The organism is Vibrio sp. JZG10 (genome assembly GCF_054064075.1).
In genome coordinates, this window is the sequence record NZ_JBSUGE010000003.1 from 74,195 (window position 1) to 89,188 (window position 14,994).

Consider the following 14,994-nt stretch of genomic DNA (forward strand, 5'->3'; position numbering starts at 1 on the left):
AATGCATTACGAGACGGTTCGGCTCATTCTTGGTGACCAACTTAATAGCGAGCATTCGTGGTTTCAACGTGTAGACGACTCGGTGCTTTACCTTGTCGCTGAGTTGAAACAAGAAAATACTTACGTTACGCATCACATTCAAAAGGTGTGTGCTTTTTTCTCTGCGATGGCGAATTTTGCCAACGAGCTGCAGGAAGAAGGGCATCAAGTTTTGCACCTTACGTTGGATGACACACAATCTTTCGAGGATCTTGCGCAAGTCTTACAACACTACGTGAGTGAAGTTGGTGCAAGTAAGTTTGAATATCAACGTCCCGACGAATACCGTTTACTAGAGCAGTTAGCCAAACTAAAGCTTGATGGGGTCGTGATGCGCAGCGTCGATTCGGAACACTTTTTGTTACCGTTTGAGGAAATAGAATCGCAGTTTCCTCAAGGTAAACACATCATGATGGAGCACTTTTACCGCCGGATGCGTAAGCGCTTCGACATCTTGATGCAAGACGGTAAGCCTATGGGGGGAAAGTGGAACTACGACGCCAATAACCGAAATAAACTTAAAGCAAAAGACATTGAACAGCTGCCAAAGCCATTAATGTTTAGTCATGACGTCAGTGATATTGTCGAGCGCTTAGGTCGGCACAACATTCAAACCATAGGTAAATTAAATGGTGATTTACTTTGGCCAGTAAGTCGCTCTCAAAGCTTGTCTTTACTCGCGCATTTTTGTCAGGTCTGTTTGCCACTGTTTGGTCGTTTTCAAGACGCCATGACAGGTCAGCACGAGGCTAAATGGAGCTTGTATCATAGCCGGATTTCGTTCTCGCTGAACAGTAAGCTGCTGAATCCGCGAGAGGTGATTGACGCTTCACTTAAGGCATTTCATGCCAATGCCGACATCGATATTTCTCAGGTAGAAGGTTTTATTCGTCAGATCTTGGGATGGCGAGAGTACATCCGAGGCGTTTATTGGGCGAACATGCCTCATTACCCGAAAAAGAATGAACTGGAAGCGAGTAGAAAGCTGCCAGACTTCTTCTGGAACGGCGAAACCAAAATGGCCTGTATGCGAAACGCGATTGGCCAGTCTCTTGATTACGCTTACGCGCACCACATTCAGCGCTTGATGGTAACCGGTAACTTTTGTTTATTAACCGAGATCGACCCAGACCAAGTGGATGAATGGTATCTCGGTATCTACGTTGATGCGATTGAATGGGTAGAAATGCCCAATACGCGCGGTATGGCACTGTTTGCAGATGGTGGGATTGTTGGCACCAAACCGTATGCGGCGAGTGGCTCTTACATCAACAAAATGAGCGACTACTGTAAGGGTTGCCACTACGAAAATAAGGCGAGGAGCGGGGAAGGATCGTGTCCGTTTAACAGCTTGTATTGGCGCTTTATGAACAAACACGACAAACGCTTAGCAACGAATCCACGTATAGGGATGATTTTCCGATCTTGGGACAATATGGAAGAGCAGCAACGCCAAGCGATATTAGATACCGCAGAGCACTATATGGAAAACTTGGAGAGCTTGTAATGGACATACTGATCGTTGGTGGAAATGGCGGCATTGGATTGGCGATGGTTCAACAAGCGCTAGTTCGCTTTCCCCAAGCTCGCGTGCATGCCACTTATCGTAAGCACCAACCAGATTGGCAACACCCAAATGTAGTTTGGCATCAAGTGGATGTATCGCAGGACGAGCAGGTGAAAGCACTCAGTGAGCAAATTGAACATGTTGATTGGTTGGTGAACTGCGTTGGTATGTTGCACACCCAAGATAAAGGCCCTGAGAAGAATCTTTGCTCGCTCGACGCAGACTTTTTTCAGCAAACCATCATGGTTAATACTTTGCCTAGTTTACTGTTGGCGAAATACTTCACGCCCAAGTTAAAACGCAGTACCAACCCCAAGTTTGCGACCATTTCGGCCAAAGTTGGCAGTATTAGTGATAATCACTTAGGCGGTTGGTACAGCTATCGTGCATCGAAAGCCGCGTTAAATATGTTCCTCAAAACCATGTCGATTGAATGGCGGAGAATGGTCAAACACGGGACTGTACTCGCTCTTCACCCAGGCACAACAGATACGGCTTTGTCGGCACCTTTTCAAGCGAATGTACCTGAAGGAAAGCTGTTTAGCCCAGAGCGTGTCGCGCGAGACTTATGGGGATTGATTGACAAAGCAACCCCGCAGGATAGCGGGGCATTTTGGGCTTATGATGGTGCCTTGTTACCTTGGTGAAGCGCAGCTTGGTCTGAGCCACGTTACCTTGGAAAATAAGGCTAGCAGTGCGGCATAAAGTTTTTGTGGTTCTAACTTTTGACTGATTTGTTTCTTCGGCAGCGCTCAGAACAGTAAACGACTTCGTCCCAACTTCTTGACCATTTCTTTCTCCATGAAAATGGGCGATGGCAAACAGAGCAGATTTTGGTTGGTAATTGTGTTTTAAAACCTTTCATCTGGTACTCCCCATTCGCCATCGTATGCCCTTGAAGTTGAATGAGTACGAATTATTTATCAAAGAGATACAGATACTCTTCATACCCCTGCTCTTTCATTTCACTTATAGGGACAAACTTCATTGCCGCAGAGTTCATGCAGTAGCGTAATCCTGTCGGCTTCGGACCGTCTTTAAAAACATGACCAAGGTGGGAATCGCCAAACTTACTGCGAACTTCCGTTCTTGGATAAATCAGCTTGTAATCGGTTTCTTCAACGATGTAACCTGGGTTGATTGGCTTAGTGAAACTTGGCCAACCCGTCCCCGATTTGTATTTATCGGTAGAAGAAAACAACGGCTCACCAGTTACTATATCAACGTAAATCCCCGCTTCTTTGTTGTCCCAATATTCGTTGTCGAACGGACGCTCGGTGCCTTCTTCTTGCGTTACGTAGTATTGCAGCTCCGTTAAGTTTGATTTGATCTCGGACTTAGCAGGCTTACTGTACGCTTTCACTTTTGATAGCAACTTTTTTTCTTCGATCAACTGACGAAGCGTTTTTGGGGTCTCTTTACGATCATCACCAAATACTTCATCCAAGTATTTATCTCGACCAGACGCATAGCGATAATACTTATACTTTAAGCTGCTCTTTTTGTAATAGTCTTGGTGATACTCTTCTGCAGGATAAAACTTCTCAAACTCGATCAGTTCTGTTTTCAACGGTTTTGGATAGATCATCGCCTTGTCGATTTCCATCATAAACTGTTCTGCGATCTGCTTTTGTTCAGCGTTATGATAGAAAATAGCAGGGCGATACTGTGGGCCACGGTCGACAAAAGAGCCTTTATCGTCAGTAGGATCGATATGACGGAAAAAGTAGTCCAACACTTGCTCGTAACTAACCACTTTAGGATCGTACTTAACCTCGATCACTTCTATGTGACCTGATTTACCTGATGAAACTTGGCGATAAGTTGGGTTTTCAACATGACCACCAGAATAGCCTGATACGACATCGACTACGCCAGTCAACTGTTCCAAATCCGATTCTGTACACCAGAAACAGCCGCCAGCTAGTGTGGCGATTTCTGCATTCTCTGAAGCCTTCATCTTATCCATCGTATCGGCGGTGCCTGTTTTACTCAAAAGTAGAAACAAGACAGGAAGTGCGAAAGAGAATCCGACCAATAACTTAGATATATTCTTCATAGCTACCTCAACGTTGTTTTCCGTAGAAAGTGTGACTGAAATAAAAAGTGTTACGTATAGAGAAAGGCAACCGAGCGAAAAAATTACAGCAATGTTGAAAATTCCGTTGCCCTTTTATGCGAGAAAGCTAAAGTATCGACACGAAATACACCGCTTGATAGGGCAACGATGTCTTCAACGAGCGATGCTAAATGAGGTAAATCATGCAAGCAGAAGTTAAATGGGTAGAAGATTTTAAATTCCTTGGGCAATCTCAGTCGGGTCACTCCGTAGTGATGGATGGCAATGGCGGTGCAACGGCACCAAGCCCAATGGAAATGGTACTAATGGCCGCTGGTGGCTGTAGCTCTGTCGATGTTGTCGACGGTTTGAAAACGGCAGGACAAAAGGTCTTGTCAGTTAATGCCAAGCTAACCACAGAGCGTCGTGAAACCGCACCACGTATCTTTACGCAAGTGAATATCCACTTTGAAGTTTCAGGTGACGAGCTTGACCCAGAAGTCGTAGCAAAAGTGGCGGCTGACTCGCTAGAAAAATACTGCTCGGTTTGCTTAATGCTAGGTGAAGGTGTTGAGATGACCCACAGCTGGGAAATCGTGTAAGTCGACAGACTCCACAAAATATAAAAACAGGAAAGAGAAAAGTGCAGGCTTTTCTCTTTTTTTATTCCGCAATTCACGTACCGTGTGATTAATCTGAAAGTAGTAATTGCAGGTTGTAGGAGTCTCCCAGTGACAGAACTCGAAAAAATGATGTCTGGTCAAATCTTTGATGGCATGGACAAAGAAATTGACGCCATTAGAAGTCATGCTCTTCAAGCACTTAGAGCACTCAATAACAATACCGACGAAAGTCAGCGCGACGAATTACAAAAACAGCTGTTTGGCAAAGCGGGTCTTTGCATTGTTCAAGCACCTTTCCATTGCGAGTTCGGTAAAACCATCGAAATTGGCGAAGAAACCTTTATCAACATGAATGTGGTCATGCTTGATGGCGCTAAAATTACCATCGGGAACCACGTGCTAATCGGTCCAAGCGTGCAATTGTATACCGCTTCTCATTCTGTTGATTACCGAAGTCGCCGACGTTGGGAGACGTTTTGTAAACCTATCACGATTGAAGATGATGTGTGGATTGGTGGTAACTCCGTCATTAACCAAGGTGTAACGATTGGTGCTCGCTCGGTGATTGCGGCGAACTCGGTCGTCAACCATGATGTGCCGCCAGATTGTCTATACGGAGGCACACCAGCTAAGTTGATTCGTCGTCTCAACGAAGAAGAGTAGAGAGCTGTTGGCAAAACACTGGCGATTAGAGAGTTCTGCCTGAACTCTCTTCGTCGAGTACATCGTTATATTTAAGTGTTAACTCCTCACTCAATTGCTAAAAGAACGGCCCCAATTGATAAAGTCAGGGCAACGACAACAGAGTTAACAATGATAATAACTAGTAATAGAATCGACAAATAACGATACCATTTTGGTACTTCTCCAGAAATATTAGGTAATTTTCGCTTTTTACCTGAGCTAGGTTGGACGATTAAACGAACAAACATCAATGTCCGGAAAAATGCGTAAGGCCACCCCGTGAATAGAGAAAGCTCAAATTCATTAAAATATGGTTTTTTAAAATAGTTCCCAACAATCTTCTTTGGCATCAGAAAGTGCATGACACCGATAAAAATGGTTTGTAAGAAAATAATAACCACACCAGTCATTAAAGTGTAAAAAAGAAATGTGATTACTTGCTGCATATAGCTTCTATTCCAGTACTAGCGACTAAGTTTGGCTTGCTTTCACTTGAATTATAAAAGCCTTTTGCCACTTTGCCGGAAGCGTAGCCTACAGCCGTTGAACCTGCAGCGAGTACAATAGCAGTCCCCCAACCAATAGGATTTGATACTAAAAATAGACCGACTAACGCGCTGGTACCCATTCCTACAGCTGTGCTAGTTATTGACTCAACAAAAATTTCATTCTTCTCATGTTGGTCTTGTGTATTCGCGATTTGAATACAGGAAGCCGTTAGACCAACACCTACTAAAACATGTCCGCCAACTTTAGATGCCTGAGCTATTTTATTCAGTTTTTCGGCCTGTTTAACTATATGAGCATTAGCTGGTAATCCTCCACTTCGAGCAATACGAATAGACTGGTGAGTCGTTTTGTTGCCAAACAACAGCTTTTCCATAGGGCCAACATTTTTCTTTAGTAGGTCTAGATGTTTCTTACGTCGACCATCATATTGTCCTTTACTTATTACTCCGTTTTTATAGTTTGCGTAAAGGTCGTTGATATTCTCAATGAGCTTAATATTTCCTTTACTCATCAAGTTTCCTGTAGCACCCATCAAGGTACCTCCTGGAATAGTAATCATATTGGCGTTGTTTTCTAACCATGCTAACGCCCAAAACATATCAGCATGTTGTGGTGGAACTTGATTTGAGATCGATTTTGGAGGTTGATTGTAGCTGAGAATATTGGGAGGCAAAACTTTATGGGGCGGAGAACTAGATATTTGAGGTTTAGACGCTGGGTAAGTCCCTAGCTTCGCGATACTTTTAGGAGGTAAAGCATTGTTACGTTGAGTGTTAAGTTGGGTGCTTGATTTGGGTAGAGCTGATAACCAAATGATATCGCCTGCTTTAATGCGGTTAGGATCTGAAATATGCTTGTTCAATGTCATTATATGAGTCAGCACTCTCTGATAGTCCTTGCTACCATATGGAGCACCATACATGTTTAATATAATTGATGATAAGTTATCATGAGTTTTTATTCTATACTCAAATAATCCCGACATAGAGCACCTCTAGCTAATAATTAATTTGCTCAGATACTAACAAAAAACTATATTTAGGAAGTTTATTTTTTTACATTCTAGACTTTCATTTTAAAAATATCCAAATTGGATGATATATTTGTCATTTACGTGCAATTGTTAGTGTCGTTATTTACATTTAAATTGTGATGTTGGATTTAACTGGATAAGTCAATATCATAAATGATCCGCTAGTGCTAAGAAACCTGCGATAAAAAATACAAGCGTTAACATTGTAGAGTTTATCATAATTACCCATATTAATATGAAGGATAATAGACGGTACCATCTAGGCACCTCTTGGGATACATCGGGTAACTTTCGTTTTTCACCTGAGTTAGGTTGAACGATTAAACGAACAAACATCAATGTTCGGAAAAATGCGTAAGGCCAACCTGTAAATAGAGTTAGTTCGAAAGTGTTAAAATAAGGTTCTTTAAAGTAGCTATTGACAATGTCTTTTGGCATTAAAAGGTGCATGATACCTATAAAGAATGTCTGGAAAAAAATAACTAATACACCAGAGAACATTAAGTATCCAATAATGTTCCAGATCAATTGCATATTACACCTGTCCTTATAATAAACCGATGCTTTTTCAAGGTTTATCCTATTTATAGGATATCAATATCCTAATCTTTATCATGAAGAAATAAAGAGACTAACAGATAGCCTATATCTTAGCTATGAATGGAAGGGCGTTTTAGAAGAATGTCGAGAATGAAAATAAGAACTATCTTATTGGTTTTTTTTGTAAATATAGGTGGTCGTATATAAAATTGATAACGTGTAATGGCGAGGTGTAAGCCTTGCGTAACTAACAAAGGTTGGTTAAACAAGGCTAATAGTCGGTTATGGATGAATAACGATTTGTTGATCCTCTGTCATCACAAGTGTCGCTTTGCTTTGTTCGATAAGTTGGGCAGCATAAGAAGGGGTAACGGCCTGCATATCACCTTTAGATCGAAGAGTTAAAGACTCCCACGCTTGATCTCGATATTTCCCTGCTTGGGTGTATTGAATCAGTACTTTCATAGCTTCACGCTCCGGTGTGGTTGACGTGCTACTTAAGTTAACGATCTTAGGTTGGTTGCGCATCTGTTAAAAATGAAACATTAGTTTAACCAAATGTGCCTTTCCAAATATCGCGCATTGAGCAGAGCAATTTAGAATCCTTGTGATGGAGGGATGAAAAACACTCAATCTTTCGATTCATACTGCGCAATATAATGTTTGAGAGATTTGGTTTCCGCACTCTGAAACTCTTCATCGTGCATACGCAGTGCTTGGATACGGTCGAGGCGGAACTGGCGGTAGTCATCGCGCAATTCGCACCAGGCGACCAGCGTCCAGACTTTGCCCCAAAAGAACTGGCCTAACGGTTGGATTTTTCTCTCGGTCACGTGTCCGTTTTCATCTTGATAATCCAAACTGACCTTAAACTGATGATCAATCGCGTGGCGTAGAAGCTGCCCTCGTTTGGCAGTCTCGGATTGGGTGTGATAATCGGGCACAATCAGCGGACAATCTTCCACTTGTTGTTTGAGCTTATCGGGCAATACCGAAAGTATTTTGGTGGACGCAGAGTGAGACGCTTCGGCGAGTTCGGCATCCGACCAGGCTCGAACCATCCGCATACCCAGTTCAAGCGCCATCATCTCTTTTTCTGAGAACATCAAAGGCGGCAGATGAGAGCCCGCTTGCAACAAGTAGCCAACACCTGCTTCACCTTGAATAGGAACACCAGAACTGAGCAACGACTGAATATCGCGATAAATCGTACGTTCGCTGACTTCCATTCTTTCTGCGAGCTCTTTCGCTGTCACGGCGTAACGCTTTGCGCGCAAAAGCGTCAGTAGCTCAAACAGTCGTTCTGATTTGCTCATGATGTTCCTTATCTAGACCTACTGATTGTTAGTGGTAGTGTGGCTGATTACTTCTCTAGCTCACTGCACATTTTTAAGTTGTGATGTTTAAGCTCGAAGCTTTCGCAGTCAATCATCGATAACAGAGGCTGAAATTCAGCGGCTTGCTTAATCTGTTTTCCCGCCTGTTTGGCATCGTCCATTGAACGCCAGTAAATGATGTCTGTCCACACATCGTCCGTCGCTTCGTGACTAAGTGAGCGATACAAAAAGCCCGGCAGATTCTTCACAAACGTTTGTGACTGCTTGGCGGCGGCGATCACGTCTTGCTCTGTTGTGCCTGCGGTTAGACGAAATTGCACAGTTTCGATAACGGTTTCCATATTGTGATTCCCTATTGGTTTTGGCGGATTGCCTGTTGAGTTCCAAATAAGGTTACGCGGATGGATTGTCAGAACATGTCAGTAGTGAAATCTCACTCACTTATCATCAATATGGTTATTTTCCTGGGCTGTTGTAACGATCCCAGTAAGGTAAATCTGTGCCGAGTTTTTCGCTGATAAAATCGATAAAGGCTCTTACTTTCAACGGCATGTGCTTGCGCTCAGGGAATACCGCATAAATGGCGTGTTCTGGTAGAGAATACTCTTCCATCACCGGTTTTAGATTTCCTGCGGCAAAGTCTCTTCCTGCAATAAACGTCGGTAGTTGCGCAATGCCCGAACCTCTTAACAGCAACTGGCGAATGGCTTCGCTGTTATTGACGATAAAGTTTCCTTTTGGAAGCACCTTGTATTCGCTGCCGTTGTTGATGAACATCCATTCGACGCCGCCACGGAAATAGGAATAGCGCAGGCAGTTGTGACTGACTAAATCACTTGGTTTTTGTGGTGTTCCAAACTCCGCTAAGTAATCTGGCGAGGCACAAAGCACACTTTTACAAGGGGCGAGACGTTTTGCGATGAGATTGGAAGAGGTGAGTTCACCAATACGGATCCCCAAATCAAAACCGTCTTTAACCAAATCGACCATTTTGTCTTCGAGGTTTAAATCCACTTCAATTTTCGGGTAACGAGCGAGAAACTCGCTGATCAAAGGCGCGATATGTAGCACACCGAAAGACATCGGCACGGTAATTTTGAGCCGACCTTGTGGAGAACCTTGTAGCTCCGATACCGCGTCCACGCCTTGCTGGGCTAGGTTGAGCGCTAGAGAGGCGTACTCAAAATAGCGTTCTCCCGCTTCGGTCAGGCTCAGCTTACGCGTAGTTCGATTAAGGAGACGAATGCCCAAATCGTCTTCTAGTTGGTTGATGCGTTTGCTGATCGCCGATTTCGTCAGATTCAGCTGTTTGGCCGCAAGGGAAAAGCTGCCGCATTCGACAACAGCAACAAAAACGGGCAGGGAGGCAATCGCGTTCACATCAATCTCCTATCATCGTGAAGCATTTATTGTTGAGCATAAGGATACAATTAATTTCCAATTATAGAGATTATCTTCAAGAAGAAAACAATCTAGACTATGCATCAGTATTACGACCTTGATTTTGGGAAGAAGAAAATGAAGTACGATTGGATCCTGTTTGACGCTGACGAAACCTTATTCCACTTTGATGCTTTCAAAGGTTTGCAGCTTATGTTTTCTCGCAAAGGCGTAGATTTTACTGAACAAGATTTTGCTCATTACCAAACCGTAAACAAACCGCTTTGGGTGGATTACCAAGACGGCAAAGTAACGGCAGATGAGCTAAAACATAACCGCTTTACCGAGTGGGCTGAGAAGTTGAATACCACAACAGCCGATCTCAATAGCGCATTTTTAGAAGCAATGGCCGATATTTGCAGTTTGTTGCCAGGTGCAAAAGAGCTGATGGAAGCGCTGCAAGGCAAAGCTAAAATGGGCATCATCACCAACGGTTTTACAGAGTTGCAAGCAATTCGCCTTGAGCGCACAGGGATGACTGAGTATTTCGATAAAGTGGTGATCTCTGAACAAGTGGGCGTAGCAAAACCGGACTTAGGTATTTTTGAATACGCGATGCAGCAAATGGGCAACCCATGCAAAACGCGCGTACTGATGGTGGGTGACAACCTGCATTCCGATATTCTTGGTGGCAATAACTTTGGTATTGAAACTTGCTGGTTAAATACCACAGGCGCAAGTGTCGATGAGCGTATCGCACCAAATTACACTGTTGAGTCTTTGAGTGAACTAAAGAACATTTTGGTGGCGTAACCGAATCGGGTATTATTCCGCAGTAACCCTCAGAAAAATCAAGGAATAACCATGCCAGACATCAAACAGCTAGACAGCAAAGTCGTTTACCAGAATAAGTGGATGACGGTGCGTGAGGACAAAATTTTACGTCCGAGCGGCGCAGAGGGCATCTATGGTGTGGTCGACAAACCTGATTGTGCTGCGATTCTGGCTATCGATAATGGGATGATTCACTTGGTTCAGCAGTACCGTTACACCGTAGGTCAACGTTGCTGGGAGATCCCACAAGGGGCGTGGGAATCAAACCCAGATGCGGATCATCTTGAGCTTGCCAAAGGTGAGCTACGTGAAGAAACGGGCATGCAGGCGAGCGCCATGGCATATGTCGGCGCGCAGTTTATCGCATACGGCTTTTTGAATCAGACATGTCACGTCTACTTCGCCAGTGATTTAACGGACGTGGGCAATCAACTCGACAGTGAAGAAGAGGATTTGATCACTCGCGCTTTTTCTGTTGAGGAGTTCGAACAAATGATGATCGACGGCACGATCAAAGATTGTGTCACTATCGCGGCTTATGGTTTGGCGAAGCTGAAGAAATTCATTTAATGATAATTTTTAATGAAAACAGCGGCCTAGTGCCGCTGTTTTTAGTTTGGGAGAGCTCGTTGAGCCATCGCTTACTCGTCGATTTTCTTACCTAAAATTTCTACTTTTGCTTTCTTGGTCACCCCCGCGACTTGCAGCGCTGTGCTGCCAACCGATTCATAGTTCAACTCGATCTTGTCTAATTTCGCGTTATCTTTCGTTGGTAGGCTTAAGCTTCTTGATGACATGCCTTTAGTCAGAACACCTAAACTGTCGAACGTCTTTTCCTGACCATCTTTCATGATCACTTTAACTCTTTTCAGATCGACCGTACCTTGCGTACATTTGATTTTGATGTGGCTGAAACGAGCGTTAGCAAATGGTGATAGTGGATTGACTGTGTCGGTTTCCGATTTAAAACTGACGGTTTTATCTGCAATCTTGTCCCAATCGTTGTCTCCAGCAACCGATTGGAAAGAGGCTACAGCCGCTAAAAGACAGAGTGCGATGGTGTTGAACAGTTTCATAGCTTCTCCTTACCTTAGGTTTAGATATTCTGTTTAATCAGTTCGATGACGTGTGTGACTTCGTCTTGAGTTAAAGCCCCTTCTTTCACGAATAAAATTTCGCCTTGTTTATTTTGTACGATAATCGCAGAACTTTCTTGCTGCAGATCCCAAGTTGTTGCTAATTCGCCATTTTTGTCTAACACCATGGAAGACCAAGAGAATGTCTTTTTGCTGTCCTCTGCCGACGATTTTACAAATGTACCGGTTCCCCATATGGCGTCTTCTTGGTTGATCACGGTTGTGGTCTGATACTGATCTTCAGGAAAGTGAGCGGCAGTGATTGCTGACATCAGCGGCGCGTTCATCTCTTTGGCTTTACTACGACCTGCAATGGCTTGTATCACACGGACTTTGCCTAACATCTGCTGAGTTGCCCAAGGTTGATAAGCCACATCGTCTCCTTGCAGCGTCATTTCGCCATAGGTATCAATGCTGACGGAAGGGGTGGTTTGACCGACAGAAAGGTTATGAGAGAAGGCGAATGTCGGGGCGAGTGCGAGTAAGAGTGACAGAACAGATGGAGTTTTCATTGGGGGTCCCTGTAACGAAGTGAGGTTAGAGCGAATCAAAATAAGGGGCAAATACGATGCCCCTTATCGGATGTGGCGATTAGTTAGAAAGTACAACGCGCGCATTTAGCGGTTGCAGCGGACGATTGTTTTGTCCCATGACTTCCATCAGTTTCGCGGCTTGATCTTTGGATAAGGTTTGAGTGTATTTTAGCACAAACCAGCGCACACCTTCTGAACATGGTGGTGTGGTTAAAGAGCCGTTAAATCGATAGTAGTTTGCAGTTTTTGGCAGTAAGTCTTTAATCTCAAACGTATCTTTAAAGAACGTGGTTTGATTCTCTTGTGGGATTGCGCTGATCAGTTTAGACAGTGCTGCGTTTTGATCGCCAGCATCAAACATCACCGAAATTACCGCCAACTCGCCATCTGCGTTGGCGTGCACAAAGTGCGCTTCAAGTGGATATTGGCGGCCTTTGATTTGGTTTTCTGAAGGTGTGTGGAAATGGAACTGTTGCAGTTCGAACGTCTCGCCATCGATGGTGAAGCTGTTACGTCCGTTCACTTGCGCTTGCAGCGTATGACCATTGTTGGTTAAACCAATGACCTGACCAGTGTACGAAAGGTTCAGTGCTTCCAGTTTTGCATCGGCTGGGTTGTCGATGTTGATTGGGCTTTGGTTTTTCGTGGTTGCGCAGTCTTTGGCGATTTCTCCCCAGTGCTCTGGCCCATGTTTGTCATTGCCATAGCCCCATTCCGAAGCCTGAGCAGCGCTTAGAGTGAGAAGTGAGAGTGAAAAAGCAAGTAGTGTTTTGTTCATAATAATGTCTCTGTTCGGTCGCTTCGATAAGCGTTGTTACAAGGCAATGACCTAGAGATTTGATCACGGCCTGACAAATTAGAAACGGTGGCTGAGTTGGGCACCAATTAGGAACGCATTTGAATGGGTTACGCCTGTCACCATCGGTGCAGGAACACCTTCATACGCGTACTCTTCTACGTTGACATCTTCACCAATCAAGTACGTCATGCCGATGTCAACCGTGGTATCTGAAGACCATTGGTAAGAGGCCCCCGCGGATAACCAGTGACGGTTCGAATCTGGGATAGAAAGCGAAGTCAGCTCATCGACAGGTGTTTTGTCGAACATGTAACCCGTGCGAAGTGTCCAACGTTCATTGGCGTACCAAGTCGCACCGATGGAGTAGTGCGCGGAGTCTTGCCACTGAAAATCTTTTAGCAACTGATCATCAGCTTTCAAGCTGTCAAATGCTGACCAACCAATCCACTGCACAGAATAGTGCAGGGCAAATTTAGGTAAGACGCGGTGATAACCGGAAAACTCCGCAATATCCGGTAGCGGCATAGCAAGTGAGTCGTACGATTCGCCAGCAAAGTGGATGTCGCCCTTGGCATCTACGTTAGGGCTGTGCTTGTAGCTTAAACCTAAGCGATGACGTTCGTTAAACTCGTACATCATGCCAATGTTCGCGCCAAGCCCAATGCCGCCAGCTTCCACATCAAGTGCGTTGCCTTTTACGGATCCACAGCGTTGTTCTAGTTCGTTTCCAAGTATGTTCCCACCAACGCAAACACCCACGTCCATATCGCGGTACAGCTCACCAGAGCCGTAAATCACATCAATACCACCACCGATACTAAAACGGTCGTTCACCTTGTATGCCAAGCTTGCGCCAAGGTTGACACTCGCTACGCTGGTGACACCGCCAAAAACAGGTGCGCCATAGTTTGGTTTAAACTCCATGTCGGTTCCGAAGTTGGAGTATGTCGATAAGCCTAGATACCAGTCGTCGTTGATAGGGTGAATAAAGTAAAAATTGGGTACAACGGCTGGTTGACCAACGCCATCGACGTCATCAATGTCTGTCACGGTTTGAGAGAAGGACGGGGTAATGTCAACTTGAGGGGACGGAGGAAAACCGCCCATACCAACATTGACATCCGCATTAATATTAGCTCGATGATATTGCGCATTTTTAACGGTAACGTCAGGTTTGACGTAAGTGACACCGAACGATAAGGCATTTTGTTTAAACAGCGTCATCGCTGCGGCGTTGCGGCTGACTACAGACGCATTATCACCAATAACAGCATCACCAGCAAAAGCACGACCAAGACCCGTCGCCGAATGTTCGTTAATTTGAAAACCACCGGCATACGCCGTCGAGGAGGCTAACCCGATTAATAAATAAATCGGTGAAAGAGTTAATTGTCGCTGCATGTTTTTCTCATGAATTAATTAGAAGTTGTATTGCAACGAAAATCAGTAAAATAAACAAATCTGACCAGTGTATTTAGGAGTAAAACTAACAGTGTGCTGACAATAAGTAAATTTAACTTAATAAATATTTATTGGTGAATTTATTAATGCTTCATGGCGTGAATATAGTAGTTATTTACGTGTAAATTAAATTCTGAACCTCTATTTTTATTTTTGCGGTATTACTTCTCTATTTTTATTGTGCTGACTGTTCCCTAACAAATAGAGGGAAATCCAGCGATAAAGTGTCCGTGATGGAAACTCTGAGTCATTTGTATTTCCATTGCATCCCAACGTTGGTAGTTCGAATCAGCAAGAGAACTATCGTTTTAAACCCACATGACACACTCCTCTCGGTCTTACCTGTGTTATGTGGGTATTTTTTATTTAACTTGTCACTTAACTCTTCTTTAAATTCAATAATCAAAAATGACCATGATGAAATTTAAATGGATGGCATATTGAATAATTTTTATTTTA

At 43.9% G+C, this 14,994-nt stretch carries 18 protein-coding genes; 6 read left to right on the plus strand and 12 right to left on the minus strand.

Annotated features, from left to right (window positions below):
• The first annotated feature begins 1 nt into the window (after position 1).
• Both ACWYVB_RS05105 and ACWYVB_RS05110 read left to right on the plus strand, forming a co-directional pair.
• Entirely contained in the window at positions 2-1,546 is a 1,545-nt protein-coding gene (locus ACWYVB_RS05105; RefSeq protein WP_268979162.1) for a cryptochrome/photolyase family protein, read from the plus strand.
• Positions 1,546-2,253 carry an SDR family oxidoreductase gene (locus tag ACWYVB_RS05110; protein ID WP_457528222.1) on the plus strand — a complete coding sequence of 236 codons (708 nt, stop codon included), beginning with the start codon at positions 1,546-1,548 and terminating at the stop codon, positions 2,251-2,253. Before ACWYVB_RS05105 ends, ACWYVB_RS05110 begins: the two co-directional genes overlap by 1 nt.
• A gap of 71 nt (positions 2,254-2,324) precedes the next feature.
• Here ACWYVB_RS05110 and ACWYVB_RS05115 read toward each other — a convergent pair whose 3' ends face one another.
• The gene (locus tag ACWYVB_RS05115) at positions 2,325-2,471 is read right to left on the minus strand and encodes a DUF2256 domain-containing protein (protein ID WP_258642645.1); all 147 of its coding nucleotides are present in this window, start codon (positions 2,469-2,471) and stop codon (positions 2,325-2,327) included.
• A 51-nt stretch (positions 2,472-2,522) separates the two neighbouring features.
• Positions 2,523-3,665 carry a peptide-methionine (R)-S-oxide reductase MsrB gene (gene msrB / locus ACWYVB_RS05120; RefSeq protein ID WP_457528224.1) on the minus strand — a complete coding sequence of 381 codons (1,143 nt, stop codon included), beginning with the start codon at positions 3,663-3,665 and terminating at the stop codon, positions 2,523-2,525.
• A gap of 203 nt (positions 3,666-3,868) precedes the next feature.
• Here msrB and ACWYVB_RS05125 point away from each other — a divergent pair, with 203 nt between their 5' ends.
• Complete coding sequence (locus tag ACWYVB_RS05125) at positions 3,869-4,267, plus strand: OsmC family protein (RefSeq protein ID WP_005393675.1); 399 nt, start codon at positions 3,869-3,871, stop codon at positions 4,265-4,267.
• Positions 4,268-4,396: 129 nt separating this feature from the next.
• Positions 4,397-4,951, plus strand: coding sequence for a sugar O-acetyltransferase (locus tag ACWYVB_RS05130; RefSeq protein ID WP_005393677.1), 555 nt, complete (start codon positions 4,397-4,399; stop codon positions 4,949-4,951).
• Positions 4,952-5,037: 86 nt separating this feature from the next.
• On the opposite strand, the gene ACWYVB_RS05135 is transcribed toward ACWYVB_RS05130, so the two are convergent.
• From ACWYVB_RS05135 to ACWYVB_RS05160, 6 genes are all read right to left on the minus strand, one after another.
• Complete coding sequence (locus tag ACWYVB_RS05135) at positions 5,038-5,418, minus strand: hypothetical protein (RefSeq protein WP_047008157.1); 381 nt, start codon at positions 5,416-5,418, stop codon at positions 5,038-5,040.
• Positions 5,406-6,467, minus strand: coding sequence for a glycine zipper family protein (locus ACWYVB_RS05140; RefSeq protein ID WP_253651382.1), 1,062 nt, complete (start codon positions 6,465-6,467; stop codon positions 5,406-5,408). Before ACWYVB_RS05140 ends, ACWYVB_RS05135 begins: the two co-directional genes overlap by 13 nt.
• A gap of 870 nt (positions 6,468-7,337) precedes the next feature.
• The gene (locus ACWYVB_RS05145; protein WP_047008158.1) at positions 7,338-7,520 is read right to left on the minus strand and encodes a hypothetical protein; all 183 of its coding nucleotides are present in this window, start codon (positions 7,518-7,520) and stop codon (positions 7,338-7,340) included.
• A gap of 164 nt (positions 7,521-7,684) precedes the next feature.
• Positions 7,685-8,371 carry a helix-turn-helix transcriptional regulator gene (locus tag ACWYVB_RS05150; protein WP_457528228.1) on the minus strand — a complete coding sequence of 229 codons (687 nt, stop codon included), beginning with the start codon at positions 8,369-8,371 and terminating at the stop codon, positions 7,685-7,687.
• Positions 8,372-8,418: 47 nt separating this feature from the next.
• On the minus strand, positions 8,419-8,733 hold the full coding sequence (locus ACWYVB_RS05155) for a hypothetical protein (RefSeq protein WP_021452372.1): 315 nt from the start codon (positions 8,731-8,733) through the stop codon (positions 8,419-8,421).
• 115 nt (positions 8,734-8,848) lie between these two features.
• Positions 8,849-9,772, minus strand: a complete 924-nt coding sequence (locus ACWYVB_RS05160) for a LysR substrate-binding domain-containing protein (protein WP_457528231.1) — start codon at positions 9,770-9,772, stop codon at positions 8,849-8,851.
• Positions 9,773-9,910: 138 nt separating this feature from the next.
• Here ACWYVB_RS05160 and yjjG point away from each other — a divergent pair, with 138 nt between their 5' ends.
• Together yjjG and ACWYVB_RS05170 are read left to right on the plus strand one after the other, a co-directional pair.
• The gene (yjjG, locus tag ACWYVB_RS05165) at positions 9,911-10,585 is read left to right on the plus strand and encodes a pyrimidine 5'-nucleotidase (protein WP_029800868.1); all 675 of its coding nucleotides are present in this window, start codon (positions 9,911-9,913) and stop codon (positions 10,583-10,585) included.
• 51 nt (positions 10,586-10,636) lie between these two features.
• Positions 10,637-11,176, plus strand: a complete 540-nt coding sequence (locus tag ACWYVB_RS05170) for an NUDIX domain-containing protein (protein ID WP_005393699.1) — start codon at positions 10,637-10,639, stop codon at positions 11,174-11,176.
• Between the two features lie 71 nt (positions 11,177-11,247).
• Here the strand turns inward: ACWYVB_RS05170 and ACWYVB_RS05175 are convergent, their stop codons facing one another.
• The 4 genes from ACWYVB_RS05175 to ACWYVB_RS05190 all read right to left on the minus strand — a co-directional run bounded on the left by ACWYVB_RS05175 (position 11,248) and on the right by ACWYVB_RS05190 (position 14,475).
• The gene (locus ACWYVB_RS05175) at positions 11,248-11,682 is read right to left on the minus strand and encodes a hypothetical protein (RefSeq protein WP_258615028.1); all 435 of its coding nucleotides are present in this window, start codon (positions 11,680-11,682) and stop codon (positions 11,248-11,250) included.
• 20 nt (positions 11,683-11,702) lie between these two features.
• Entirely contained in the window at positions 11,703-12,254 is a 552-nt protein-coding gene (locus tag ACWYVB_RS05180; protein ID WP_457528234.1) for a YtfJ family protein, read from the minus strand.
• A gap of 79 nt (positions 12,255-12,333) precedes the next feature.
• Positions 12,334-13,053 (minus strand): carbonic anhydrase, encoded by a 720-nt coding sequence (locus ACWYVB_RS05185; RefSeq protein WP_182034458.1) that lies wholly within the window; start codon positions 13,051-13,053, stop codon positions 12,334-12,336.
• A 78-nt stretch (positions 13,054-13,131) separates the two neighbouring features.
• Positions 13,132-14,475 (minus strand): OmpP1/FadL family transporter, encoded by a 1,344-nt coding sequence (locus ACWYVB_RS05190; protein WP_457528236.1) that lies wholly within the window; start codon positions 14,473-14,475, stop codon positions 13,132-13,134.
• Between the last annotated feature and the right edge of the window lie 519 nt (positions 14,476-14,994).

Excerpts from the sequence above, each read along its gene's own strand:
- ACWYVB_RS05105 (WP_268979162.1), top strand. The coding sequence starts at position 2 with ATGCATTACGAGACGGTTCGGCTCATTCTTGGTGACCAACTTAATAGC.
- ACWYVB_RS05110 (WP_457528222.1), top strand. The coding sequence starts at position 1,546 with ATGGACATACTGATCGTTGGTGGAAATGGCGGCATTGGATTGGCGATG.
- ACWYVB_RS05115 (WP_258642645.1), bottom strand. The coding sequence starts at position 2,471 with ATGAAAGGTTTTAAAACACAATTACCAACCAAAATCTGCTCTGTTTGC.
- msrB (WP_457528224.1), bottom strand. The coding sequence starts at position 3,665 with ATGAAGAATATATCTAAGTTATTGGTCGGATTCTCTTTCGCACTTCCT.
- ACWYVB_RS05125 (WP_005393675.1), top strand. The coding sequence starts at position 3,869 with ATGCAAGCAGAAGTTAAATGGGTAGAAGATTTTAAATTCCTTGGGCAA.
- ACWYVB_RS05135 (WP_047008157.1), bottom strand. The coding sequence starts at position 5,418 with ATGCAGCAAGTAATCACATTTCTTTTTTACACTTTAATGACTGGTGTG.
- ACWYVB_RS05140 (WP_253651382.1), bottom strand. The coding sequence starts at position 6,467 with ATGTCGGGATTATTTGAGTATAGAATAAAAACTCATGATAACTTATCA.
- ACWYVB_RS05145 (WP_047008158.1), bottom strand. The coding sequence starts at position 7,520 with ATGAAAGTACTGATTCAATACACCCAAGCAGGGAAATATCGAGATCAA.
- ACWYVB_RS05150 (WP_457528228.1), bottom strand. The coding sequence starts at position 8,371 with ATGAGCAAATCAGAACGACTGTTTGAGCTACTGACGCTTTTGCGCGCA.
- ACWYVB_RS05155 (WP_021452372.1), bottom strand. The coding sequence starts at position 8,733 with ATGGAAACCGTTATCGAAACTGTGCAATTTCGTCTAACCGCAGGCACA.
- yjjG (WP_029800868.1), top strand. The coding sequence starts at position 9,911 with ATGAAGTACGATTGGATCCTGTTTGACGCTGACGAAACCTTATTCCAC.
- ACWYVB_RS05170 (WP_005393699.1), top strand. The coding sequence starts at position 10,637 with ATGCCAGACATCAAACAGCTAGACAGCAAAGTCGTTTACCAGAATAAG.
- ACWYVB_RS05175 (WP_258615028.1), bottom strand. The coding sequence starts at position 11,682 with ATGAAACTGTTCAACACCATCGCACTCTGTCTTTTAGCGGCTGTAGCC.
- ACWYVB_RS05180 (WP_457528234.1), bottom strand. The coding sequence starts at position 12,254 with ATGAAAACTCCATCTGTTCTGTCACTCTTACTCGCACTCGCCCCGACA.
- ACWYVB_RS05185 (WP_182034458.1), bottom strand. The coding sequence starts at position 13,053 with ATGAACAAAACACTACTTGCTTTTTCACTCTCACTTCTCACTCTAAGC.
- ACWYVB_RS05190 (WP_457528236.1), bottom strand. The coding sequence starts at position 14,475 with ATGCAGCGACAATTAACTCTTTCACCGATTTATTTATTAATCGGGTTA.